The organism is Neobacillus massiliamazoniensis, from assembly GCF_001048695.1.
GTDB classification, from domain to species: Bacteria; Bacillota; Bacilli; order Bacillales; family Cytobacillaceae; genus Neobacillus; species Neobacillus massiliamazoniensis.
This window is the reverse complement of the sequence record NZ_CVRB01000001.1, coordinates 421,304-447,242: the sequence shown is the minus strand read 5'-3', so window position 1 is coordinate 447,242 and position 25,939 is coordinate 421,304. Positions and strand designations below refer to the sequence as shown.

Below are 25,939 nucleotides of genomic sequence, written 5' to 3'. Positions count from 1 at the left end.
TAATTCTATGACAATTAAATCAAAACTAAAAAATTTTTTCTTTCTAGACGATGAAATTGAAAACCATGAAAATGAGCCTGAAGAAGAAGTCGTTCGTATAAAACCGCAAAAACAACCGGTTAAGAACCAAAACGTAGTAAGTCTTCAATCGGTAACGAATTCATCAAAGGTTATATTGGTTGAACCAGGCACCTATTCAGAATCGACCGAAATTGCTGATCAAATTAAAAATCGTCGTGCCGTTGTGGTGAATCTGCAGCGCATTGATAAAGACCAGGGAAGGCAAATTGTTGACTTTTTAAGTGGTGTCGTCTATGCAATTGGCGGTGAAATTCAAAAAATTGGTTCTAATATTTTTTTATGCACTCCTGATAATGTTGAGGTATCAGGTAATATTTCTGAGCTTCTTCAAGAACAAAATAATATAGATTCGAGGTTGTAAGGAAATGCATATGGTTATTTATTTGTTACAACAATTAATCAGTATTTACTCATGGGCTTTGATTATTTATATTTTGATGTCATGGTTCCCAAATGCCAGAGATACATTTATCGGCCGGTTTTTGGCTAGAATTTGCGAGCCTTATTTAGAACCGTTCAGAAAAATAATTCCTCCATTAGGAATGATTGATATTTCGCCTATTGTTGCATTTCTTGTTCTTAATTTTGCTTCAAGGGGCTTATATGGGATTGCCGGTTGGCTATAAGGATTCTAACAATTAGGTTGTGTTAACATTAATGAACATTTATCAACATTTTAGACCAGAGGAAAGGGAGTTTATCGACCAGGTACTACAATGGAAGAGCTATGTGGAATCAACATATGCTCTTAAGTTGACCGATTTCCTTGATCCAAGAGAGCAGTATATTCTAAAAGCATTAATCGGTGAAAATGGAGAGATAAAATATAAACTACTTGGCGGCAGTCAAGACGCAGAAAGAAAAAGAGCGCTAATTCTACCCGAGTATTTGACGGGAAATGAAGAAGATTTCCAAATTACTCTCCTCGAAATTGATTATCCTAAGAAATTTGTGACAATTGAACATCCTCAAGTTTTAGGGTCCCTTATGTCGCTTGGGTTAAAGCGGGGGAAATTTGGAGATATCCTCATCAAAGATGGCAGAATTCAATTTTTTGCCGCCAAGGAAGTTTGTGATTATATAAAAAATAATCTTGAATCCATTGGCAGGACTAGCGTTAAAATAACGGAAATCAATTTAAATTCGAGCATACGCTCTGATGTTTTATGGACGGATGAACATGTAACCGTTTCTTCTTTACGACTTGATACGATTGTTTCCAATATTCATCATCTGTCCAGACAGAAATCTCAATTGTTCATTGGACAGGGACTCGTAAAAGTAAATTGGACATTGGTCGAAAATTCTGCTTTTGAAGTTGGTGAAGGAGACTTAATTTCTGTCCGTGGCTATGGCAGAGCAAAAATAATGTCGATTGAAGGAAAGACGAAAAAAGAAAAATGGAGAATTCAGGTAGGAAAACAAAAATAATTTATTTTAAAGAAGGATTTTCGAAAAGCTTGTCGAATTGTTTTTTATACATATATTGATTAGTAGATTAGATATTATGGAGGTGGCAATATGCCGTTAACGCCGTTAGATATTCACAACAAAGAATTCAATAAAGGTTTTCGGGGTTACGATGAAGATGAAGTAAATGAATTCCTTGACCAAGTCATTAAGGATTACGAGCTTGTACTTAGAGAGAAAAAAGAATTAGAAGAACGTTTGAATGATATGAAAGAGCGGCTCGGACATTTTAACAATATTGAAGAGACATTAAATAAATCAATCGTAATTGCTCAGGAAGCTGGCGAAGAAGTCAAACGACATGCACAAAAGGAAGCAAAGCTTATTATTAAGGAAGCGGAAAAAAATGCTGATCGGATCGTGAACGAATCACTTTCAAAGGCAAGGAAAATTGCAATTGAAATCCAGGATTTAAAGAAGCAGTCAAAAGTTTTCCGCACTCGATTTAAGATGTTGATTGAAGCCCAATTAGATATGTTGAATACAGATGACTGGGACCATTTACTAGAATATGAAATCGATGCAACTGAATTAAAACTCCACGAGGAAGAGGATTCCTTAGCTTGACGAATGTGACGTGAATCGCATATAATTTGTTAACAAGTAAAATAGAATGGACATGGCGTTGATAGGGAGAGTACAATTTTCTTTTGCTTTTATTAGCGAATCGAGGATGGTGAAAGCTCGGTAAAGTGATAAATTGGAAAATCACCCTTGAGTTCCAGGTCGAACTCACTTTTTGTGATAGTAGGCTTATGGCGGATCATTCACGTTACGAATGCTAAGAGGATGGTACGAAGCTTCGTACTTTTCTATTAGGGTGGTACCGCGGGAATAAACCTTCTCGTCCCTATTTTGGGACGAGAAGGTTTTTTTATGGAAAAATGTCTAATCTGATTTGTACTATTAGAAATAATGGAGGAAGAAAAGATGGAATTTAAAGATACATTATTAATGCCAAAAACGGAATTTCCGATGCGTGGCAATCTCCCACAAAAAGAACCAGATATTCAGGCAAAGTGGGAAAAAATGAATATTTATCAAAGGGTACAAGAAAGGACGAAGGGTAGACCAATCTTTGTCCTTCATGATGGACCTCCATACGCAAACGGGGATATTCATATGGGCCATGCGTTAAATAAAATCCTCAAGGATATGATTGTCCGCTATAAATCAATGAGCGGCTTCCATGCACCGTATGTACCAGGATGGGACACTCACGGACTGCCGATTGAACAGGCATTAACCAATAAGGGTGTAAAACGCAAAGAAATGTCAGTTGCAGAATTCCGTGAGCTATGTACTAAATATGCGCTTGAACAAGTTGATAACCAGCGTTCGCAATTTAAACGTCTCGGAGTTCGGGCAGACTGGGAAAATCCATACATTACCCTTAAGCCTGAATATGAAGCCCAACAAATTAAGGTTTTTGGTGAAATGGCTAAAAAAGGCTATATTTATAAAGGTCTTAAGCCTGTTTATTGGTCTCCATCAAGTGAATCTGCGCTTGCTGAAGCAGAGATTGAGTATCAAGATAAGCGGTCAGCGTCAATTTATGTAGCCTTTAAGGTTAAAGATGGAAAAGATGTGCTTGATTCCGACACGCACATTATCATTTGGACAACAACCCCTTGGACTATTCCTGCAAACCTTGGTATTTCTGTCCATCCTGACTTAACGTATGTTGTCGTATCCGTAGAGGGGAAAAAGTATTTAGTTGCTGAAGCCCTTTTAGAAACAGCTGCTAAAGAAATTGGTTGGCAAGACCCTTCTGTAGTCCAAAAAGTAAAAGGAACTGAATTGGAATACGTCGTTGCGTCCCACCCGATATATGGTCGTGATTCGCTAGTGATGCTCGGTGAGCACGTAACAACTGATGCGGGAACAGGTTGTGTTCACACAGCACCAGGACACGGTGAAGATGACTTTTATGTTGGGCAAAAATATGGTTTAGATGTCCTTTGCCCTGTTGATGACAAAGGCGTTATGACAAGCGAAGCGCCAGGCTTCGAAGGATTATTTTACGATAATGCAAACAAACCGATTGTCGGGAGTTTAGAAGAAGCAGGAGCACTATTAAAGCTGTCGTTCATTACTCACTCTTATCCGCATGATTGGAGAACGAAAAAACCAGTCATCTATCGTGCGACTGCTCAATGGTTTGCTTCCATTAAAGATTTTCGAAATGATTTGCTCGAAGCGGTAAAGGGAACAAAATGGGTACCAGCATGGGGAGAAACTCGTTTGTTTAATATGGTTCGTGACCGTGGAGACTGGTGTATTTCAAGGCAACGAGTTTGGGGTGTACCAATTCCGGTCTTTTATGCTGAAAATGGTGAAGAAATTATTACGGATGAAACCATTGAACATGTTTCAGCCTTATTCCGTGAATTTGGTTCAAATATTTGGTTTGAACGTGACGTAAAGGATTTATTACCTGAAGGGTTCACCCATCCAGGAAGTCCAAATGGGACCTTTACAAAAGAAACTGACATCATGGACGTTTGGTTTGACTCCGGTTCTTCTCATCAAGCAGTACTCCTTGAAAGGGATGAATTAGTCCGACCTGCGGATCTTTATCTTGAAGGCTCTGACCAATACCGTGGTTGGTTTAACTCTTCCTTATCGACAGCCGTTGCGGTTACTGGAAAAGCACCGTATAAAGGAGTATTAAGTCATGGCTTTGCCCTTGACGGTGATGGAAGAAAAATGAGTAAATCGTTAGGTAATGTTGTCGTTCCTGCGAAGGTTATGAATCAACTTGGTGCAGATATTTTACGCCTTTGGGTAGCATCTGTTGACTATCAGGCTGATGTGCGCGTTTCCGATGCCATCCTGAAACAGGTTGCTGAAGTGTATCGTAAGATTCGCAACACCTTCCGTTTCTTATTAGGGAACTTGGCAGATTTTAATCCGAAGGAAAATAGGGTTCCGTATGAAAGCTTGCGGGAAGTCGATCAATTCATGCTCTTGAAATTGAATAAGCTGATTAAGCATGTACGAAATGCGTATGAAAACTATGAGTTTGCTTCTATTTATCATGCTGTTAACAATTTCTGTACACTAGATTTAAGCTCTTTTTATCTTGATTTCGCTAAAGATATCCTATATATTGAGGCAAGTGATCACCCTGATCGTCGAGCTATTCAAACAGTTATGTATGATTGTTTGCTTGCTTTAACGAAGCTGGTATCGCCAATCCTTTCACACACTGCAGATGAAGTTTGGAAATTTATACCTTCGGTTGAAGAAGAAAGCGTACAGCTTACTGACATGCCGGAATATCAAGTGCTGGCAAATGCTATGGGATTGGAAGAAAAGTGGAATGCTTTTCTCGAACTTCGCGATGATGTTCTAAAAGCACTCGAAGAAGCACGAAATCAAAAGGTAATTGGTAAATCTTTAACTGCAAAAGTTACTTTATATGTTAATGAAAAAACAAAAGAATTATTAGATTCCATTCATGAGAATGTAAAGCAGCTCTTTATTGTTTCAGGTTTTGAAGTAGTCGGTTCTTATGAGGAAGCACCGGAAAATGCCTTGAAACTAGATACTGCCGCCATTGTTATTACAAAAGCAGAAGGAGAAACATGCGAAAGATGCTGGATTGTCACTCCTGAAGTGGGTCAAGACCCTGACCATAATACTCTCTGCCATCGTTGTGCGGAAGTTATAAAAGAACACTATCCTGATTTAGCCTAATACTGAAAAGAGGATGTCCCTAAAGGGTCCGACCTCTCGATTAACACTCAATATATAGCCGCTTTTTTTAAAAGTAGCTATAAATTGAAGGTTGATGGGTCTGACACTTTGTTTTAGGACATCCTCTTATTTATTTCCACCTCCGTTAATTGTTGTTGATGTTGTCAAATGTTTTTTCGAGTCAGATAAAGGACTGCGGAAATAATAAGACAAAATCATTACGGAGGTAACAACTTATGAATGCCATGCAGGAAAAGCTGTTTTTGGAACTCCGTCATACACAAGCTGAAATTGAAAACTCATTAAAAAAGGAACAAAATCCAGATTGGTTCATCCGTATTTTAGAAGACGAACTTACAGACATTAAAATCGCTATCAAAAAAATGAGTGATGGAAGCTTTGGTAAATGTGAAATTTCTGGGGAAATCATGCCAATTGATTTAATAAAAAACATTCCGACTCTTAAGTCTATAAACGATTCAAAAAAATTAAATAGCTTCTATCGTAAGGCAATTAATCCTTTTATCGTTCACCTTACATTGTCCTTTCTTAGTATAATATGCTAAAATGCTAAGGAAGTAAGTATTGGCAGATATGGGGGTATGTTAGTGTTTTATTATTTAATTGCTTTATTTGTTGTTTTATTGGATCAATTTACAAAATGGCTAATTGTGAGCAGAATGAATTTCGGTGACAGTATTCCCATTATTGATAATGTGTTATATATTACCTCCCATCGTAATAGTGGGGCTGCCTGGGGAATATTACAGGGACGAATGTGGCTTTTTTATATTATTACAATAGTTGTCATTGTAGCAATTATTTATTACATTCAAAAATCTGCAAAGGGTAATTGGTTGTTAGGGGTTTCTTTGGCATTGATGCTTGGAGGAGCCATTGGTAACTTTATCGACCGTGTCATCCGTAAGCAGGTTGTGGATTTTATTCATACTTTTATTTTTGGCTATAACTTTCCTGTATTTAATATTGCCGATTCGGCATTATGCATTGGTGTCATTTTATTAATGATCCTAATGATTCGTGATGAGAGGAAAATGAAGGAGAAATCATATGGAGAAAATGGAACACACCATTCTTGAGGATCAAAATGGCGATCGAATCGATAAAGTCATTTCAACTTTAGATGAAGAATGGTCAAGAACACAAGTACAGCAATGGATTAAAGATGGTCATGTACTTGTTAATGGTCAAAAAATCAAAACCAATTATAAGTGCAGCTTGAATGATCAAATCGAGATCATTATACCTGAACCAGAGGAGCTGGACGTGGTCCCAGAAGACCTTAACCTAGACATATATTTTGAAGATTCAGATGTATTGGTCGTCAATAAACCAAAAGGCATGGTTGTACACCCTGCACCTGGACATATTACAGGGACCCTTGTCAATGGATTAATGGCACATTGCAAAGATTTATCGGGGATAAATGGGGTTTTAAGACCAGGTATTGTTCATCGGATTGATAAGGATACCTCAGGTCTTTTAATGGTGGCTAAAAATGATATGGCCCATGAAAGTCTTGTCAATCAGCTAGTTGAAAAAACAGTAACAAGAAAATATAAAGCGATTGTCCATGGCGTTATACCCCATGAATTTGGCACGATTGATGCACCACTTGGCAGAGACCCTAAAGATCGACAAAGTATGACTGTTGTGGATAATGGAAAGCATGCGGTCACCCATTTTAATGTGATAGAGCGATTTAAAGATTTTACGTTTATTGAGTGTCAATTAGAAACAGGCAGGACCCACCAAATTCGTGTGCATATGAAATATATAGGCTACCCGCTTGCAGGTGATCCGAAATATGGACCGAAAAAAACGTTTGATATTGGCGGACAGGCACTTCATGCAGGAATCCTTGGATTTGATCACCCAAGAACAAAGGAATATTTACAATTCGAGGCCCCGCTCCCTGCAGAATTTGAAAGTTTGCTCGATCAACTTCGAAATAATCGTTGACATGACCTTTAAAGTAATGTAAGATGTCTATAGTTTAATGAGCCTTTAAATCAGTCCCGTGAGGCTGAGAAGGAAACGGATAAAAACAATGGTGATTAAATAGCCATTCGTTTATGAATATTCCTTTTCTGCCTCTCGCTACGGTGAGAGGTTTTTATTTTTCAAAAAGAGGTGGTAGTATGACGCAAAAGGCACTTGTTTTGGATGAACAAGCGATCAGCCGTGCCTTAACAAGGATTGCTCATCAAATCATTGAAAAGAATAAAGGAATAGAGGATTGCCTACTAGTTGGCATTCGCACAAGGGGTATTTACCTGGCAAAGCGTCTTGCGGCAAAAATCGAAGAGATTGAAGGGAGTCCCATCCCGGTTGGTGAATTGGATATTACCTTGTATCGAGACGATTTAACGAAGAAAACGGAAAATCAAGAACCGCTTGTTAAAGGATCAGATATTCCAGTGGACAGTAACGATAAAAAGGTAATTTTGGTGGATGATGTTTTATATACTGGAAGAACTGTAAGGGCAGGCTTGGATGCACTTATGGATCTAGGGCGCCCTTCAGCAATACAGCTTGCTGTGTTGGTGGACCGAGGTCATCGTGAATTGCCGATCCGAGCAGATTATGTAGGTAAAAATATTCCAACCTCAAACTTAGAAAAAATTGTCGTTGAATTAGCAGAAGTAGATCAAGTTGATCGAGTAAGTATTTATGACAAGTAAATAGCAACCCTTTTAAATGCGGTCCTGTGAGGCTGACAAAGGGGAAAAAGCCGAAAGTATACTTTTACGGCGTCTTCATTTCCACTTTGTACCGTCACGAACAAAGTGGTTTTTTTATAGAGAAATAATAATATATTCAATGCGGAGGAGAAAAGAATGAGCAGTAAACCAATCTTAGACGTAAATGACATTCCAAAACCTGGCCAATGGCTGACACTTAGCCTGCAGCATCTATTTGCCATGTTTGGTGCTACAATCCTTGTTCCATATCTTGTTGGATTAAGCCCTGCACTTGCGTTGATTTCCAGTGGACTTGGAACCTTGGCATTTTTGTTCCTTACCAAAATGAAAGTTCCAGCCTATCTAGGGTCGTCATTTGCTTACATTGCCCCGATCATTGCGGCCAAGTCAGCTGGAGGTCCGGGTGCGGCGATGTTAGGAACCTTCATTGCAGGATTGGTTTATGTGATAGTTGCCCTTGTAATAAAAATGGCAGGATACCGTTGGATAATGAAATTGCTTCCCCCTGTTGTTGTAGGACCGGTTATCATTGTCATCGGTTTAGCCCTTTCAGGAACGGCAGTTGGGATGGCCATGAATAACGCTGCTGGAAAATATAGCTTGCTTCATTTCTCAGTAGCATTAGTAACGCTCGCAGCAACCATTATTTTCTCTATCTATCTAAGAGGAATGTTAAGTATCATCCCGATATTAGCAGGGATAGTGATTGGTTATATCTATGCATTAATCGTGGGAATCGTCGATTTCCAGCCAGTTTTAAAAGCACACTGGTTCGAAATGCCGCAATTTATTATTCCATTTGTTAGCTATAAAGTGAAATTTTCCTGGGATATAGTTCTCCTAATGGCACCGGTTGCGGTTGTAACGATTTCAGAACATATCGGACACCAAATGGTTCTCAGTAAGGTTGTAGGACGTGATTATATTAAAGATCCGGGTCTTCACCGTTCTATCCTGGGCGATGGAACAGCGACACTAATTTCGTCGTTGATCGGCGGACCTCCTAAAACAACCTATGGTGAAAATATCGGAGTTTTGGCCATTACCAGAGTTTATAGTGTTTATGTTATTGCAGGAGCAGCCATTTTCGCGATCGTCTTTGGATTTATTGGCAAAATAACTGCGCTGATTCATTCCATCCCAACTCCTGTTATGGGTGGTGTCTCGATTCTACTCTTCGGAATTATTGCATCATCAGGATTAAGGATGCTGGTCGATAGTAAAATTGATTTTGGAGACAAACGAAATCTAGTGATCTCATCAGTCATCCTCGTCATCGGGATTGGCGGGGCATTTATTAAAGTATCTGATAAATTTCAAATTCAAGGCATGGCCTTGGCAGCCATTTTCGGTGTATTGCTAAACCTTATTCTTCCCGGAAAACCGCAGGTGGATGAAAATATGTTTAATATAGAAGAATCTGCCGAAAATCACAAAACTGCATAGTCAATATGAACCTTTTAAATAAAGTCCAGAGAGGCTTAGAAGGGTGTAGTACATGAAAACAGGAATGGAGTAAGGTAAGTCCATACCTGATTTCGAAAGTACAAATTTTTTGCACCCTGATCATTTGGTCAGGGTATTTTTTTAGCCAAAAGACGAAAGGACGGGATGAAAAGATGGAAAAACACTTACTAACCACAAACGAATTAAAGGTGGAAGACATTCATCAAATATTATCGGATGCACAAAAATTTGCTGATGGAATGGTTTGGAAGCCTGAAAGACAAATGTTTGCTGCCAACCTATTTTTCGAGGCGAGCACAAGAACTAAGAGCAGCTTTGAAGTGGCAGAAAGAAGATTAGGGTTAGAGGTGATCCCGTTTGAAGTATCAACATCAAGTGTCCAAAAAGGCGAGACTCTATACGATACTGTAAGAACTTTAGAGTCAATCGGTGTAAATCTAATAGTGATTCGTCATCAGCAGGATCGTTATTTTGATGAGTTAATTGGAAGTGTTAATACACCAATCATCAATGGGGGAGATGGCTGTGGGCATCATCCAACCCAGTCTCTTCTAGACCTGATGACCATCTATCAAGAGTTTGGAAGATTCCAAGGCTTAAAGATTGCCATTATTGGAGACATCTGCCATAGCAGAGTAGCACGTTCAAATGCAGATGCCCTAACAAGGCTCGGGGCAGAAGTAATTTTTTCTGGACCTGAAGAATGGTTTGAAAGTAATAGCTTGGATGCTTCGAAATTCATGCCTGTTGATTACGCGATCCAACAAGCTGATGTTGTGATGCTCCTCCGTGTTCAACATGAACGTCATGAACAAAAAGGAAGCTTTACGGCAAATGAGTATCATTCACAATTTGGTCTAACAGTAGAAAGAGAAAAAATGATGAAGGCTGGAAGTATTATCATGCACCCAGCCCCGGTTAACCGGGATGTTGAGATTGCCGATAGCCTTGTGGAATGCAATAGATCAAGGATTTTCAAACAAATGGAAAATGGAGTATTTGTCCGTATGGCTGTACTAAAGAGGTCGATTGAAATTCTTCAAGGAGGAAATAGAAATGAAAATACTTATACAGAACGCAAATTACTTAACGTCTAATGGTGAAATAAAAAAGTCTGATATATTACTTGAAAATGGATTTATCGCAAAAATCGAAGCAGGAATGGACACAAATGTTGATCGAATCATTGATGCAGCCAATTACTTCGTTTCTCCAGGATTTATTGACCTACATGTCCATCTTCGCGAGCCTGGCGGTGAAAGGAAGGAAACAATTGCCACAGGTACAATGGCTGCTGCAAGAGGAGGTTTTACAACGGTTGCTGCTATGCCAAACACGAGACCGGTGCCTGACACCACAGAGCAAATGAGATGGCTGCAAAATAGAATCCAGCAAACGGCAAGTGTTCGTGTTTTGCCATATGCATCGATTACTGTTAGAGAGCTGGGGCAAGAATTGACCGATTTCGTAGGACTAAAAAATGCTGGTGCCTTCGCATTTACGGATGACGGTGTTGGCGTCCAGTCCGCTGCGATGATGCTTTCTGCGATGCGAAAAGCAGCAGAGGCCAATATGGCGATTGTTGCCCACTGTGAAGAAAACACCTTAATTAATAAAGGTTGTGTCCACGAAGGGTCATTTTCCAAAAACAATGAACTGAATGGAATTCCATCGGTTTGTGAATCGGTGCAAATTGCCAGAGATGTCCTGCTCGCTGAAGCTGCAGGCTGTCACTATCATGTCTGTCATATCAGCACTAAGGAATCCGTTCGCGTTGTTCGGGATGCAAAACGGGCGGGAATTAATGTCACTGCCGAAGTAACACCACATCATTTATTATTATCTCAAGATGATATTAAAGGACTTGACACCAATTATAAGATGAACCCGCCACTTAGAGATGCTGCTGACAGGACTGCGTTGATAGAAGGACTTCTCGATGGAACGATTGATTTTATCGCAACTGATCACGCACCGCATACAGCTGAAGAAAAAGCAGAGGGAATGGTACTCGCGCCTTTCGGAATTGTTGGTTTAGAGACAGCCTTCTCACTACTTTATACACATTTTGTTTTGAAAAACATCATTACACTTGAAGAATTAATTGCCTATTTAACGACGAAGCCGGCTGAAGCGTTTGGACTTCCATTTGGAAAAATCGAAGTGGGGGCACCTGCAGACATAGTCCTGTTGAATTTAGAGGAAGAACATGTAATCAATCCGGATGAGTTTGCGTCAAAAGGGAAAAACACCCCGTTTGCAGGCTGGGCGTGCAAAGGCTGGCCAGTGCTTACAATAGCTGAAGGAAAAATAGTTTGGGAAAAAGGATGTGTAACAGCATGAAAAAACAGCTTATTTTAGAGGACGGAACCATTTTTATCGGGGAAGGGTTCGGCAGTAACTCAGATACGATTGGTGAAATTGTGTTTAATACTGGTATGACCGGTTATCAGGAAATCCTTTCCGATCCATCCTATTGTGGGCAAATCGTTACGCTAACTTACCCATTAATCGGTAACTACGGGATTAACCGTGATGATTTTGAATCGATTTATCCGGCTGTAAAAGGGTTCATTGTGAAAGAGGTTTGTGATTTTCCTTCGAACTGGAGAAGCGAATTTTCCATGAATGAATACTTTCAAATGAAGAATATTCCTGGGATTGCTGGGATTGATACACGTAAGTTAACAAGAATGATTCGCCAGTATGGGACATTAAAGGGAGCGATCTGCAGTATTGAAGAAAATGCGGATGAGGTAATAAACAAATTACGTACAAACTCTCTCCCAACGGATCAAGTAAAGCAAGTATCTACGAAAAATCCTTATCCGAGCCCAGGTCGAGGAAAAAGAGTAGTCCTCGTGGATTTTGGAATGAAACATGGGATTTTACGGGAATTAAACCAACGCGATTGTGATGTAATTGTGGTTCCTTACCACACTACTTCGGAAGAAATTCTTCAATTACGACCTGATGGGATCATGCTATCGAATGGACCTGGAGATCCAAAAGATGTTCCAGAGGCAATAGAAATGATTAAAGGAGTTTTAGGTCAAGTTCCACTGTTTGGTATTTGTCTAGGACATCAGTTGTTTGCTCTTGCCTGCGGAGCAGACACGGCGAAAATGAAATTTGGTCACCGCGGATCGAATCATCCGGTGAAGGATTTGGCAACAGGCAAAATTGCTATTACTTCTCAAAACCATGGATATACAGTTGAGGAAGCATCCATTAAAAATACACGACTAGAAGTAACCCATATCGCTTTAAATGATGGAACAGTAGAAGGTTTGAAACATTTAGATTATCCTGCTTTTACCGTTCAATATCATCCGGAGGCATCGCCTGGACCGGAAGATGCAAATGGATTATTTGAGCAGTTTCTTGCGCTGATGGAAGCAAACAAACAGGAGGTTACAGCACATGCCTAAACGTAAAGATATCAAATCCATTTTAGTGATTGGTTCAGGACCGATTGTCATCGGGCAAGCAGCAGAATTTGACTATGCAGGAGCTCAAGCTTGTATAGCCCTTAGAGAAGAAGGTTATCGTGTCATCCTTGTAAATTCCAACCCGGCAACGATTATGACCGATACAGAAATGGCCGATGCTGTTTATATCGAACCATTAACCGTTGAGTTCGTCAGCCGGATTATACGTAAGGAACGTCCGGATGCGCTTCTGGCAACACTAGGCGGTCAAACGGGTCTTAATTTAGCTGTTGAGTTATCAGAATCAGGCGTTTTGGAAGAGTGCGGTGTTGAAATCCTTGGCACCAAGCTCACAGCTATTCAGCAGGCGGAAGACCGCGAATTATTCCGCAGTTTAATGAACGATTTAAACGAACCCGTTCCAGATAGCGAAATTATCCATGAATTAGATGAAGCAAAAGCTTTTGTTGAAAAAATCGGTTTTCCGGTTATTGTCCGCCCAGCCTTTACCCTTGGCGGAACAGGTGGAGGGATTTGTCATAATCCCAAAGAACTTGAGGAAATCGTAACTAGTGGTTTAAAAAACAGTCCGGTACATCAATGTTTGCTGGAAAAAAGTATCGCTGGCTACAAAGAAATTGAATACGAAGTCATGCGGGATGCGAATGATAATGCAATCGTAGTATGTAATATGGAAAACATTGATCCGGTTGGCGTACATACCGGAGATTCAATTGTTGTGGCTCCAAGTCAGACCTTAAGTGATCGAGAATATCAGCTTCTTAGGAATGTATCTTTAAAAATAATCCGTGCTCTTAAGATTGAAGGAGGCTGTAACGTTCAGCTTGCTCTAGATCCTTATAGCTTTAACTACTATATTATCGAAGTGAATCCGAGGGTTAGTCGCTCCTCAGCATTAGCATCAAAAGCAACTGGCTATCCGATTGCTAAGCTTGCAGCGAAAATTGCGGTTGGGCTAACGCTCGATGAAATGCTGAATCCAGTAACGGGCAAAACGTATGCTAGCTTTGAGCCGGCACTTGATTATGTTGTAACAAAAATTCCAAGATGGCCGTTTGATAAGTTTGAATCAGGGAACCGTTCACTTGGTACCCAAATGAAAGCGACAGGCGAAGTAATGGCAATCGGCCGCTCGTTTGAAGAATCGTTGTTAAAAGCGATCCGCTCGCTTGAGGCGGGGGTCTACCATTTTGAATTGAATGGTGCAGAGGACATCACTGACGAATTACTTGAGAAACGGATTCGTAAAGCGGGAGATGAAAGGCTGTTCTACATCTCTGAAGGATTGAAGCGTGGAATCACCATTGATACCATTCATCAATGGAGTAAAATTGATCTGTTTTTCTTAAAGAAAATGGAAGGGATTATTGCGCTTGAAGCAAAGCTTAGTGCCAATCCATACGATAAAGAAATCCTAAAGGAAGCAAAACAAAAGGGATTTATAGATGAGAAGATTGCGGAGCTATGGAATCGCACAGAAGCAGAAATCTATCATCTGCGTAAGGATGCAGGTATTGTTCCAGTATATAAAATGGTTGATACATGTGCGTCAGAATTTGAATCAGAAACACCTTATTATTACGGAACATATGAAGAGGAAAATGAATCCGTAGTGACAGGAAGAAAAAGTGTGATTGTTCTCGGATCTGGCCCGATCCGAATTGGTCAAGGAATTGAGTTTGATTATGCAACTGTCCATTCTGTTAAAGCGATCAAAGAAGCAGGTTATGAAGCCATCGTAGTCAATAACAATCCGGAAACTGTATCTACCGATTTCAGTATATCCGACAAGCTCTACTTCGAACCGTTGACGGTGGAGGATGTGATGAGCATCATCGACTTGGAACATCCAATCGGAGTAGTCGTCCAGTTTGGGGGACAAACAGCGATCAACCTAGCTGCCAAGTTAGAGAAAAATGGTGTTAAAATCCTAGGAACAAGTCTAGAGGATTTAGACAGAGCAGAAAATAGGGATAAATTTGAACATGCATTGAAACAGCTTGATATTCCACAGCCACTTGGCAAAACGGCATTATCGGTAGAGGAAGCAATAGGAATAGCTAATGAAATTGGCTACCCGGTATTGGTTCGCCCTTCCTATGTCCTAGGCGGCCGGGCAATGGAAATTGTTTACCGCAAAGAAGAATTGCTTCATTACATGAAAAATGCGGTGAAAATCAATCCTGATCATCCAGTCTTGATTGACCGTTATCTAACAGGAAAAGAGATTGAAGTAGATGCCATTTGTGATGGAGAAAACGTTTTGATTCCAGGAATTATGGAGCATATTGAGCGTGCAGGTGTCCATTCAGGCGATTCCATTGCTGTATATCCTGCGCAAACTCTGTCAAAAGATGTGATCAACACGCTCGTTGATTATACTGAAAAACTGGCAAAAGGCCTAAATATTATTGGTTTGTTGAATATTCAATATGTATTATCCGGTGGACAAGTATTTGTTCTAGAAGTGAACCCGCGCTCAAGCCGCACTGTACCATTCTTAAGTAAAATTACAAACGTACCGATGGCAAAAATTGCGACAAAAGCAATTTTAGGTGTTTCCATTATCGAGCAAGGATACACTCCGGGGCTTGTTCCAGAAAAAGAAGGCGTGTATGTGAAGGTTCCAGTATTCTCTTTTGCTAAGCTGAAAGATGTTGATATTACATTAGGACCAGAAATGAAATCAACAGGTGAGGTAATGGGTAAGGATGCGACCCTTGAAAAAGCTCTCTATAAAGGATTAGTAGCTTCCGGGATGAATATTCAAAAGTTTGGTACTGTCTTGTTTACTGTATCCGATAAAGATAAACAAGAAGCACTAAAGCTTGCAAAAAGATTTGCGAATATTGGCTACCAGCTTATGGCTACGAGCGGAACAGCAGCTATCATGGAGTCAGCAGGACTTCCAGTTAAGGTGGTTGAAAAAATCGGGTCGGAAGGTAAGAACTTGTTAGAGGTTATTCATCGTGGTGAAACTCAATTTATTATCAATACATTAACAAAAGGAAAGCAACCAGAGCGGGATGGTTTTAGAATCCGTCGCGAGGCTGTTGAAAATGGTATTCCTTGTTTAACTTCACTAGATACAGCAGATGCCATTTTGAAAGTGATTGAGTCAATGAATTTCTCTGCAGAAGCAATGGCTGGACAGGAAAAGGAGGTTGTCTTTGCATGATCAGAAAAGAGTTATGCAAAATCATCAGCCAAAATGAAATAGCAGAGGATATTTACGAACTTACAGTGGAAGCAAAGTTAGTAAACGAAATAAGCGAACCGGGTCAATTCGTGCATATTCGGGTCTCAAATAGAGACCCGCTTTTGCGAAGACCGATTAGCATTTCCTCGTATGATAAAGAGTTAGGGCAATTTACCATGATTTATCGCGCGGAAGGAATAGGGACTTCACAACTTGCACAATTAGAAGATGGTATGGAGCTTGATATTCTCGGACCATTAGGAAACGGCTTTCCTGTGAATGAGGTAAAGGCAGGGGAGACCGCTTTGCTTGTAGGCGGCGGAATTGGTGTACCACCACTCTATGAACTTTCTGATCAATTGACAACAAAAGGGGTAAAGGTCATTCACATCCTCGGTTTCCAAACGAAATCAGCCGTATTTTACGAACAGGAATTTTTGAAGAATGGCGAAACATATATAACAACTGTGGATGGTTCATATGGCTCAAAGGGCTTTGTCACAGATGTGATGAAAGATTTAGCGTTTGATTGTATTTACACTTGTGGGCCAACACCAATGCTTCGGGCGATTGAAGGAATGTTTGCTGATAAGAAAGTGTTTCTGTCATTAGAGGAGCGCATGGGCTGTGGTGTTGGAGCCTGCTTTGCATGTGTATGCAAAAGCGGTGATTCGTATAAAAAAGTTTGTAGTGATGGACCAGTTTTTCGTGCCGGGGAGGTGTTGATATGAGCCGTTTGAACATAGAGCTGCCAGGCTTATCATTGAAAAATCCAATCATGCCAGCCTCCGGATGCTTCGGGTTTGGCAGGGAATACAGCCAGTTTTATAATTTAAGCACTCTTGGTGCGATCATGATTAAGGCAACGACAGTAGAGCCGAGGTTTGGAAACCCAACACCACGTGTGGCGGAAACATCTGCCGGGATGCTGAATGCGATTGGTCTGCAAAACCCAGGTCTTAAAAAAGTTCTTGGAGAAGAGCTACCATGGCTCGCCCAATACGATGTTCCGATTATCGCGAATGTGGCCGGTTCTTTAGAAGAGGATTATGTCGCCGTTGCTAAACAAATCTCTACAGCGCCAAACGTCCATGCGCTTGAATTAAATATCTCCTGTCCAAATGTAAAAACAGGCGGTATTGCATTTGGTACTATTCCTGAGATTGCTCGAGCTTTGACTCGAAAGGTGAAGGAAGTATCAGAGGTTCCTGTTTATGTGAAGCTTTCACCAAATGTCACCAATATCGTCGAAATGGCCAAGGCTGTTGAAGATGGAGGAGCAGATGGTTTAACAATGATCAACACACTTGTTGGTATGAGGCTTGATATAAAGACTGGTAAACCGATCTTAGCAAACCGTACAGGGGGACTTTCGGGTCCTGCCATTAAACCAGTTGCAATCAGAATGATTTATGATGTCAGTCAAGCAGTTTCGATTCCTATTATCGGGATGGGCGGCATTCAGTCTGCAGAAGATGTGATTGAATTCTTTTATGCCGGTGCCAGTGCAGTTGCCGTGGGAACAGCGAATTTTGTAGATCCGTTTGTTTGCCCTACTATTATTGAAGAATTACCGATTTTGTTGGATAAATTAGGTTATGAGCATATCAGTGAATGCATAGGAAGGAGCTGGAAGTAGCATGGAGAATTCGCTCATCATCGCGCTAGATTTTGCAAGCGGAAATGAAGTGAAGCATTTTTTAAAGCCATTTACGGGAAAACAGCTGTTTGTAAAAGTCGGTATGGAGCTATTTTACCAGGAAGGCCCTTCGATCATTCAAATGTTAAAAGAATCGGGACATCGAATATTTTTAGATTTAAAGCTACACGATATCCCAAATACTGTTAAAAGTGCCATGAAAGGTCTTGCCTCGCTCGAATGTGACCTAGTTAATGTGCATGCTGCAGGCGGGAAAGAAATGATGCAGGCTGCTATAGAGGGACTTGAGGCCGGCACAGGAGCTGGAAGGAAACGCCCTGCATGCATCGCCGTTACCCAGCTTACCAGCACTTCGGAAAAATCAATGCAAAAAGAACAGCTCATCCCGGTTTCATTGCAAGAATCCGTTCTACATTATGCCGCACTTACAAAAGAGGCGGGATTGGACGGTGTCGTTTGCTCGGCATGGGAAGCAGTCTCGATCCGGGAAAAACTAGGTTCTGACTTTTACACCATCACTCCGGGAATTCGAATGGAGACAGACCAAGTGGGAGACCAAAAGAGAGTGGCCACTCCAGAATTTGCAAGAAAGGCAGGGGTGACCTCAATCGTGGTAGGGCGCTCCATTACGAGATCTGCCGACCCTCTTAAAAGCTATGAAAAATGGATGGAAGTATGGAAGGGAGTAGAATGATGAAACATTTAATTGCAGAAAAATTATTAGACATCAAAGCGGTAGGGTTAAAGCCACAAGATCCATTTACGTGGACTTCCGGACTTCGTTCCCCGATTTATTGCGATAATCGCCTTACATTATCCTATCCTGCAGTTAGAAAAGAAATTGCTCGTGGCATGCAAAAGCTAATAGTTGAAAACTTTCCAAATGCAGAAGTACTTGCTGGAACCGCAACTGCCGGGATCCCACATGCTGCTTGGGTGAGTGAACTCATGGATTTACCGATGTGCTATGTCCGCTCTAAAGCAAAGGGGCATGGGAAAGGAAATCAGATAGAGGGAAAAGTGGAGAACGGGCAAAAGGTTGTCGTTGTTGAGGATTTAATTTCGACCGGAGGCAGTGTGATCACCGCTGTTCAAGCACTAAGAGAAGCAGGATGTGATGTGCTTGGCGTGGTATCGATTTTTACGTATGGACTTGAAAAAGGTAAAGAAGCATTTGCACAAGAAGAGATTAAGAGTCATTCGTTAACTGATTTTCCGACTTTAGTAAAGGTCGCCATAGAAAAAGGTTATATCAATGAAAATGACCAAGAAAGTTTACTCTCTTGGAGCAATAATCCACTTGAATGGAGTAAGCGGTTCGAGTAAAAAAAGGGTGTCAGGCACCAAAAATGGTGCCTGACACTTTTTTTATGCGTATTTGCAATTTTTGGTCACTAATTTTCAAAATAGTGCACAAGATTGCTCTTTTTTGATTAATTTTTCTTTAACTTTAACACGATCTCCTCATCCGGTGTGATATAAACCGTTTGTTGGTTTTCATAAATCACATATCCCGGTTTTGCACCGCTTGGTTTCTTAACAAAACGAACCTTTGTAAAATCAACAGGAACGGAGCTTGAATTTCTAGCTTTGCTGAAATACGCCGCTAAAGCGGCAGCTTCGCGAATGGTCTCATCCGATGGTTCCTTACTTCTAATCACGACATGTGAACCAGGAATGTCCTTCGTGTGTAGCCAGATTTCATCCCTTGCCGCCAGTTTATTCGTTAAATAATCATTTTGTTTATTATTTTTTCCAACAATAATATCGGTACCATCTGACGATTGAAAAAGATCGAGAACCGGTTTTGCATTTTGCGGTTTTTTCCCATTTCTTCTTTGACGTTCACGAATATAACCACCTTCGACTAATTCCTCGCGAATTTCTTGAAGATCCTTCGGTGCTGCAGATTGTACCTGCTGCAAGAGGTTATCAAAATATGCTGCCTCTTCTCGCGCTTTTTCAATTTGCTCGATTACAACAGAAATGGAATTTTTCGCTTTCTGGTATCTTGAAAAATACTTTTGAGCATTTTCCGAAGGTGTTTTTCGAGGGTCTAGTTCAATCACTACCGTCCGGCCTTCCTCGTCATAATAATCGAGCACTTCTATTTCTTTCATCCCTTTTTTTGCTGCATAAAGATTGGCGGTTAACAACTCGCCATAGCGCTGAAACTGCTCTGCCTTTTCAGCATCAATTAAAGTAGTTTGCAATTTTTCAATTTTCTTTTCATTTTTTTCTTTCTCATTCACAATCAACCGTTCAATATCGTGTCCCTGTTGTTTAACTCGGTCCCGCTCTGCTTTGCCAAAGTAAAAACGGTCGAGCATTTCGCTAAGTGTGAAGAAGCTTTTGACTTCACCTTTTAAATGATCAAGTGGAAAAAGATAAAAGTTTTCTTTTCCGTTATTTATCATAATGGAAGGAACAAGCTCTACAGCGTCTATTTTATTTACCAATCCAATAAATGTATTTGGTAGAGTTGTTCGATTAGCAATCCCACTTTGAAAAATGACTTCTTTTGCAAAAAGAGGGGAAATACCTGCAAATTCGTCGACTAGCTGGCGGTCAAGTTTACCGCTGTTAAAATCTATTTTTCTTAGAATATCTTCTTCACTGGCCTTAAATGGATTCACCTTGTGCTGCTCTGGCGGATATACGTAAGGCTGCCCTGGTAAAATAGCTCTGTGGCTGTTAATAGCAAAAGAAACATGCTTAATACTGTCGAGGATGATGTTCCTCGTTTTATCTACTAAAACGATATTGCTATGCCTTCCCATGATTTCAACGATTAGCTGTTTGTAGCTAATATCACCTAGTTCATTTCGTCCCTTTATTTCAAATATAATTAACCGATCCGTCTCAACCTGGTATAAATCCTCTAAAATATGGCCTTCAATATGTTTCCGAAGCAGCATACAAAACATTGGCGGTTCACTTGGGTTATCATACGCCTCATTTGTTAGTTGTACCCTTGCATAACTGGGATGTGCTGATAATAAAAGTTTATGATTCACACCGTTAGCACGTATTGTTAAAATCACTTCATTTTTATAGGGCTGATGAACTTTATTTATTCGTCCGCCTTTTAGTGAGCGGGAAAGCTCATCTGTCATTGCTTTTGTAAATAAACCATCAAACGACATAAAAAAACATCCTTTTCTAAAAGCTTTATATTCATTATATCCTACCAATTTATCATCTGTCTTATTTTATCCTGTACTAATAAACCTAGCATTTTTTTGGACAGGTCTGAATAAGCTTTCTTGAGAGTGAGTATTAAAGGGGGAAGTGAGATGGTCGGATGAAATTCCATGAGATGGAGATCAAACAAGTAGAAAAGGCACTAGAAACCGACTTTTCTTCTGGATTAAGCACGGAAGAGGTAAAAATTAGGATATCAAAGAATGGGCTTAATGAATTAGATGAAGGAGAAAAGCAGTCCGCTTTACTCTTATTTTTTAGTCAATTTAAAGATTTCATGGTCTTGGTTCTCCTCGCAGCCACCCTAATATCAGGGCTGTTAGGTGAATATATTGATGCAATAGCGATTATTGCAATCGTCCTCATTAATGGATGCCTGGGATTTTTTCAAGAGCGAAGAGCAGAGAAATCACTTCAAGCTTTAAAGGAACTATCAGCCCCTCATGTAATGATAGTAAGAGACGGAGAATGGATGAAAATACCTTCGAGAGAAATTGTCATCGGTGACGTATTAAAGTTTACAAGTGGCGACCGAATTGGTGCAGATGTCAGGGTGATCGACTCAAGGAGCTTAGAAGTTGAAGAGTCAGCTCTAACAGGAGAATCTGTACCCGTTGCAAAACATACTGAATGTTTACAGCATCCGAATCCAGGGATTGGCGATATGGAAAATATCGCCTTTATGGGAACGATGGTCACAAGGGGGAGCGGTGTGGGTGTCGTTATTGCCACTGGGATGAAAACAGCAATGGGGCAAATCGCGGATTTACTTCAAAAGGCTGAAGTACAAGATACACCGCTGCAGCGCCGTTTAGAACAGCTCGGAAAAATCTTAATTACAGTTGCGCTTTTTTTAACAATACTTGTAGTTGTCGTTGGAGTTATCCAGGGACATGAAATATATGAAATGTTCTTAGCGGGGGTTTCTCTCGCGGTTGCAGCTATACCTGAGGGCTTGCCGGCCATCGTAACGGTTGCCTTATCACTTGGTGTTCAGAAAATGATTAAGAAAAATGCGATTGTCAGGAAGCTGCCTGCAGTTGAAACCCTTGGCTGTGCGTCCGTTATTTGCTCCGATAAAACCGGGACAATGACTCAAAACAAAATGACCGTTACCCATTTATGGAGCGGTAGTCATACGTGGATCGTTGACGGAGTCGGCTATGAACCAAATGGAAAGTTTTATGAAGATAACAAATTAGTTCAACCGAAAGATGAAAAAGCGATGCAGCAAATGCTTATTTTTGGGATGCTATGCAATCATTCTGAATTACACATGAAAAAGGAAGAAATCGTATTAGACGGGGATCCGACAGAAGGCGCACTTCTTGTAAGTGCCATGAAGGCGGGCTATAAGCGCTCAAACCTGTTGAAAGAGTTCACTATTATGAAGGAATTCCCGTTTGATTCGACGAGAAAAATGATGAGTATGCATGTAAAAGATAAGCAAGGTAGACATTTTATTGTGACAAAGGGTGCACCAGATGTCATTCTTGGCAAAAGTGAATCCATTCTTTGGGATGAGAAAATATTGCATTTAGGTCATGAAATACAGGGTAAGGTACAGAATGAGATCAATATGCTGGCAGCAAAGGCCTTAAGAACAATTGCAATTGCCTATAAACCAGTGAAGGGGACCACTGTGATCTTAAGCGAGCAAGAGGCAGAAAAAAATTTAATTTTTATCGGTATCCAGGGAATAATAGACCCGCCAAGACCTGAAGTAAAAGAGGCGGTAAAAGAGTGTAAGCAAGCGGGTATTAAAACCGTCATGATTACCGGGGATCATGTGATTACTGCCAAGGCGATTGCTGCACAATTAGGTATCTTAACCAATAGGAGCAGAGTAGTAGATGGCAATACCCTATCCAAAATGTCTGTTGAGGAATTAGAAGATGTGGTGGAAGATGTTTCTGTTTTTGCTAGAGTTTCCCCAGAGCATAAGCTGAAAATAGTAAAAGCACTGCAAAATAATGGGCATGTCGTCGCCATGACGGGTGATGGTGTAAACGATGCACCTGCCATCAAAGCGGCAGATATTGGAGTGGCGATGGGAATCACCGGGACAGATGTGGCCAAAGAGGCATCCGCCCTAATCCTGTTGGATGATAATTTTGCTACGATTAAAGGAGCTATTAAAGAAGGAAGAAATATATATGAAAATATACGTAAATTCGTCCGCTATCTGCTTGCTTCTAATGTTGGTGAAATTCTCGTCATGCTGTTTGCAATGATTTTAGGGCTGCCTTTACCATTAATACCTATCCAAATTCTTTGGGTGAATTTAGTAACTGACGGTTTACCAGCAATGGCCCTCGGACTTGACCGACCTGAAGAGAACGTCATGAAACGTCCCCCTCGCAGTCCAAATGAAGGCATTTTTTCCCGGGGATTAGGTTGGAAGGTTGTATCCCGAGGATTTCTGATCGGACTTGTAACATTACTAGCATTTATTATTGTTTATCATAATGATAAAACACAACTGCAATATGCTCAAACAGTGGCCTTTGCAACACTTGTGATGGCACAGCTTATCCATGTCTTTGACTGCCGTAGTGAAAAATCAGTATTATCTAGAAATCCATTTGGAAATTCATATCTTGTCTGGTCAGTAATCTCTTCTATTGCTTTAATGCTTGTAGCCATTTACTATCCACCACTATGGCCAATCTTCCACACTCTGCCCATTTCAGCACGTGACTGGCTGTTAATTGTAGGAATGGCATCGATACCAACTTTTTTACTTGCAGGCTCATTTTTATTAAGAAAAACAAAATAAAGTATGTTATAATCCAAAAGGTAGTTAGACTTTCGTCAATTACCTTTTTATTTTTTATTATTGACCGATTAGCAGAACGGAAGTGAAAATGATGGTTATAAGTATGACGGGTTTTGGTAGAGCAAAAATAGAGTCAGACTCTTTTACTGTAATTATTGAAGTAAAAACGGTAAACCATCGTTTTAACGAAATGAATATTCGTTTGCCTAGACAGCTTATAAAAATAGAAGATAAAATAAGGAAAAAATTAAATCAACATATCCGTCGTGGCAGGGTTGAGGTTTTTGTAAGTATTGAAGGAGAAAGTCCTGTCATTCGGAAAGTCCATGTTGATTGGCAGCTAATTGAAGAATATTATCAGTTCATTATTAAAGCCCAGGAAAAATATCATCTTGATGGAACGATAACACTTCAAGACCTGCTTAATCGCAGTGAACTTATACATATTGAAGAAAATGAAGCAGGCAATGAAGAATTGGAGAATTTAGTACTAACTGCAGTAGAGGAAGCTGCTCTTTCATTAAAACAAATGAGAGTAGTGGAAGGGGAAGAGCTTGAAAAGGATTTACTTGCATCCATATCACAAATAAATAAACATATACTTGAGCTGACAGGGCATGCACCGCTTGTTGCCCAATTATATAAAGAAAGATTAACAAAGAAATTGAATGAGTTTTTACTTGGGCAACTAGATGAGTCAAGAATATTGACTGAAGTAGCTATTTTTGCCGATAAGGCGGATATAAATGAAGAAATAACTAGATTAAAAAGCCATATCAACCAGTTCATCCAAACACTGGACCATACTGAACCGATAGGAAGAAAGCTTGATTTTCTTGTTCAGGAAATGAATAGAGAGGTAAACACGATTGGATCAAAAGCAAATGATTCCAATATTGCTAAAAATGTCGTAGAAATTAAAAGTTTACTTGAGAAATTGAAGGAACAGGTGCAAAATATCGAATAGGTTGTGGTTTAGAAAAGGTTTGATACGGTCAAACTAGATTATTGATGAAATGGATGATAGTCATGTCGATAAAATTGATTAATATTGGCTTTGGAAATATTGTTTCTGCTAATCGCATTATTTCAATTGTCAGCCCTGAATCTGCTCCGATAAAAAGAATTATCCAAGATGCTCGGGATCGGGGGTCATTAATTGATGCAACGTACGGGAGACGTACACGTGCAGTCATAGTAATGGATAGTGATCATGTCATTTTATCTGCTGTCCAGCCTGAAACGGTTGCCCATCGATTTGCTGACCGTGAAGAGATTATTGATGAAGGGTAGGATTTTTTAAATGCAAGAAAAGGGATTGCTTATTGTCCTTTCCGGCCCATCTGGGGTTGGAAAAGGAACGGTTCGAAAAGAGATATTTTCCCATCCGGATACAGCATTTGAATACTCCATTTCGATGACCACTCGTTCACCTCGAGAGGGAGAAGTAGATGGAGTTGATTATTTTTTCAAATCTCGAGCAGAATTTGAAGAATTAATTCAGCAAGGGAAGCTTTTAGAGTATGCAGAATTCGTAGGGAATTACTACGGAACTCCTGTTGATTATGTAAGAAAAACCTTAGATGAAGGCAAAGATGTCTTCTTAGAAATTGAAGTAAAAGGGGCCAAGCAGGTTCGCGAAAAGTTTCCTGAAGGCTTATTTATCTTCCTTATGCCACCAAGTCTTTCAGAATTAAAGAATCGGATTGTGACAAGAGGGACAGAAACAGAGGAAATTATCCATAACCGGATGCTGACTGCTCGGGAAGAAATCGAAATGATGGAATTATATGACTACGTTGTAGAAAATGATCAAGTCGAACTCGCCTGTGAGCGTGTAAAGGCCATTGTCATGGCAGAACACTGTCGTAGAGTACGCGTTGAACATCGCTATAAAAAATTGCTGGAGGTTGAATAATATGTTATATCCTTCGATTGACTCATTACTTGAGAAAATTGACTCAAAATATTCACTTGTATCTGTTGCGGCAAAACGTGCCCGCTTGATGCAGCAGGACCATGATGAGAGGCTCCCTAAATATGTTTCTTTTAAATATGTTGGTAAAGCATTAGAAGAAATTCATAGCGGTGAACTCACGTACCGTATTTCGAAAAGAGACTCACAAGCAGAGTAACTAAAATGAATGATGAAAGAAGGACTGACAATTTGGTCAGCCTTTTTTATTTAAGGCTGTGTTG

At 40.2% G+C, this 25,939-nt stretch carries 24 protein-coding genes and 1 other annotated feature; of the genes, 23 read left to right on the top strand and 1 reads right to left on the bottom strand.

All coding sequences use genetic code 11. The features are described from left to right. Positions 1-7 precede the first annotated feature (7 nt). From BN1082_RS02215 to pyrE, 18 genes are all read left to right on the top strand, one after another. Entirely contained in the window at positions 8-442 is a 435-nt protein-coding gene (locus tag BN1082_RS02215) for a cell division protein SepF (protein WP_090630235.1), read from the top strand. 4 nt (positions 443-446) lie between these two features. After that, on the top strand, positions 447-707 hold the full coding sequence (locus BN1082_RS02210) for a YggT family protein (protein ID WP_090630232.1): 261 nt from the start codon (positions 447-449) through the stop codon (positions 705-707). Positions 708-738: 31 nt separating this feature from the next. After that, complete coding sequence (locus BN1082_RS02205; RefSeq protein WP_090630230.1) at positions 739-1,512, top strand: YlmH family RNA-binding protein; 774 nt, start codon at positions 739-741, stop codon at positions 1,510-1,512. Between the two features lie 90 nt (positions 1,513-1,602). Further along, positions 1,603-2,118: a DivIVA domain-containing protein gene (locus BN1082_RS02200; RefSeq protein WP_090630228.1), complete on the top strand. Its 516-nt coding sequence runs from the start codon at positions 1,603-1,605 to the stop codon at positions 2,116-2,118. 49 nt (positions 2,119-2,167) lie between these two features. Continuing rightward, positions 2,168-2,406: a binding site (T-box leader), on the top strand. Positions 2,407-2,481: 75 nt separating this feature from the next. Beyond that, positions 2,482-5,253, top strand: a complete 2,772-nt coding sequence (gene ileS, locus BN1082_RS02195; protein WP_090630225.1) for an isoleucine--tRNA ligase — start codon at positions 2,482-2,484, stop codon at positions 5,251-5,253. 236 nt (positions 5,254-5,489) lie between these two features. Further along, positions 5,490-5,819, top strand: coding sequence for a hypothetical protein (locus tag BN1082_RS02190; protein ID WP_090630222.1), 330 nt, complete (start codon positions 5,490-5,492; stop codon positions 5,817-5,819). Between the two features lie 42 nt (positions 5,820-5,861). Beyond that, on the top strand, positions 5,862-6,353 hold the full coding sequence (gene lspA / locus BN1082_RS02185; protein ID WP_090630220.1) for a signal peptidase II: 492 nt from the start codon (positions 5,862-5,864) through the stop codon (positions 6,351-6,353). Further along, positions 6,325-7,236 (top strand): RluA family pseudouridine synthase, encoded by a 912-nt coding sequence (locus tag BN1082_RS02180; protein ID WP_090630217.1) that lies wholly within the window; start codon positions 6,325-6,327, stop codon positions 7,234-7,236. Before lspA ends, BN1082_RS02180 begins: the two co-directional genes overlap by 29 nt. Before the next feature lie 179 nt (positions 7,237-7,415). Next, positions 7,416-7,958 (top strand): bifunctional pyr operon transcriptional regulator/uracil phosphoribosyltransferase PyrR, encoded by a 543-nt coding sequence (gene pyrR, locus BN1082_RS02175; protein ID WP_090630214.1) that lies wholly within the window; start codon positions 7,416-7,418, stop codon positions 7,956-7,958. Positions 7,959-8,114: 156 nt separating this feature from the next. Next, positions 8,115-9,425: a solute carrier family 23 protein gene (locus BN1082_RS02170; protein WP_090630212.1), complete on the top strand. Its 1,311-nt coding sequence runs from the start codon at positions 8,115-8,117 to the stop codon at positions 9,423-9,425. Between the two features lie 173 nt (positions 9,426-9,598). Then, on the top strand, positions 9,599-10,543 hold the full coding sequence (locus BN1082_RS02165; RefSeq protein ID WP_090630209.1) for an aspartate carbamoyltransferase catalytic subunit: 945 nt from the start codon (positions 9,599-9,601) through the stop codon (positions 10,541-10,543). Further along, complete coding sequence (locus tag BN1082_RS02160; protein ID WP_090630207.1) at positions 10,503-11,789, top strand: dihydroorotase; 1,287 nt, start codon at positions 10,503-10,505, stop codon at positions 11,787-11,789. The genes BN1082_RS02165 and BN1082_RS02160 overlap by 41 nt, the downstream gene beginning before the upstream one ends. Continuing rightward, complete coding sequence (locus BN1082_RS02155; protein WP_090630204.1) at positions 11,786-12,877, top strand: carbamoyl phosphate synthase small subunit; 1,092 nt, start codon at positions 11,786-11,788, stop codon at positions 12,875-12,877. Before BN1082_RS02160 ends, BN1082_RS02155 begins: the two co-directional genes overlap by 4 nt. Next, positions 12,870-16,076 carry a carbamoyl-phosphate synthase large subunit gene (gene carB / locus BN1082_RS02150; RefSeq protein ID WP_090630202.1) on the top strand — a complete coding sequence of 1,069 codons (3,207 nt, stop codon included), beginning with the start codon at positions 12,870-12,872 and terminating at the stop codon, positions 16,074-16,076. The genes BN1082_RS02155 and carB overlap by 8 nt, the downstream gene beginning before the upstream one ends. Continuing rightward, entirely contained in the window at positions 16,073-16,828 is a 756-nt protein-coding gene (locus BN1082_RS02145) for a dihydroorotate dehydrogenase electron transfer subunit (RefSeq protein WP_090630199.1), read from the top strand. Before carB ends, BN1082_RS02145 begins: the two co-directional genes overlap by 4 nt. After that, positions 16,825-17,736, top strand: coding sequence for a dihydroorotate dehydrogenase (locus BN1082_RS02140; protein ID WP_090630196.1), 912 nt, complete (start codon positions 16,825-16,827; stop codon positions 17,734-17,736). Before BN1082_RS02145 ends, BN1082_RS02140 begins: the two co-directional genes overlap by 4 nt. Position 17,737: 1 nt before the next feature. Next, positions 17,738-18,451 (top strand): orotidine-5'-phosphate decarboxylase, encoded by a 714-nt coding sequence (pyrF, locus tag BN1082_RS02135; RefSeq protein ID WP_090630194.1) that lies wholly within the window; start codon positions 17,738-17,740, stop codon positions 18,449-18,451. Then, positions 18,451-19,083, top strand: a complete 633-nt coding sequence (pyrE, locus tag BN1082_RS02130; RefSeq protein ID WP_090630191.1) for an orotate phosphoribosyltransferase — start codon at positions 18,451-18,453, stop codon at positions 19,081-19,083. The genes pyrF and pyrE overlap by 1 nt, the downstream gene beginning before the upstream one ends. A gap of 107 nt (positions 19,084-19,190) precedes the next feature. Here pyrE and BN1082_RS02125 read toward each other — a convergent pair whose 3' ends face one another. After that, positions 19,191-20,903 carry an Rqc2 family fibronectin-binding protein gene (locus BN1082_RS02125; protein ID WP_090630188.1) on the bottom strand — a complete coding sequence of 571 codons (1,713 nt, stop codon included), beginning with the start codon at positions 20,901-20,903 and terminating at the stop codon, positions 19,191-19,193. A gap of 158 nt (positions 20,904-21,061) precedes the next feature. On the opposite strand from BN1082_RS02125, the gene BN1082_RS02120 reads away from it, so the two are divergent. From BN1082_RS02120 to rpoZ, 5 genes are all read left to right on the top strand, one after another. Next, positions 21,062-23,740, top strand: coding sequence for a calcium-translocating P-type ATPase, SERCA-type (locus BN1082_RS02120; protein ID WP_090630186.1), 2,679 nt, complete (start codon positions 21,062-21,064; stop codon positions 23,738-23,740). A 91-nt stretch (positions 23,741-23,831) separates the two neighbouring features. Further along, positions 23,832-24,707: a YicC/YloC family endoribonuclease gene (locus tag BN1082_RS02115; protein WP_090630184.1), complete on the top strand. Its 876-nt coding sequence runs from the start codon at positions 23,832-23,834 to the stop codon at positions 24,705-24,707. A 62-nt stretch (positions 24,708-24,769) separates the two neighbouring features. Then, a complete protein-coding gene (remA, locus tag BN1082_RS02110) occupies positions 24,770-25,033 on the top strand; it encodes an extracellular matrix/biofilm regulator RemA (protein WP_090630182.1) in 264 nt (87 codons plus the stop codon). A gap of 10 nt (positions 25,034-25,043) precedes the next feature. Further along, positions 25,044-25,658: a guanylate kinase gene (gene gmk, locus BN1082_RS02105; protein ID WP_090630181.1), complete on the top strand. Its 615-nt coding sequence runs from the start codon at positions 25,044-25,046 to the stop codon at positions 25,656-25,658. 1 nt (position 25,659) lies between these two features. Further along, positions 25,660-25,875: a DNA-directed RNA polymerase subunit omega gene (rpoZ, locus tag BN1082_RS02100; RefSeq protein ID WP_090630178.1), complete on the top strand. Its 216-nt coding sequence runs from the start codon at positions 25,660-25,662 to the stop codon at positions 25,873-25,875. Positions 25,876-25,939: the final 64 nt, after the last annotated feature.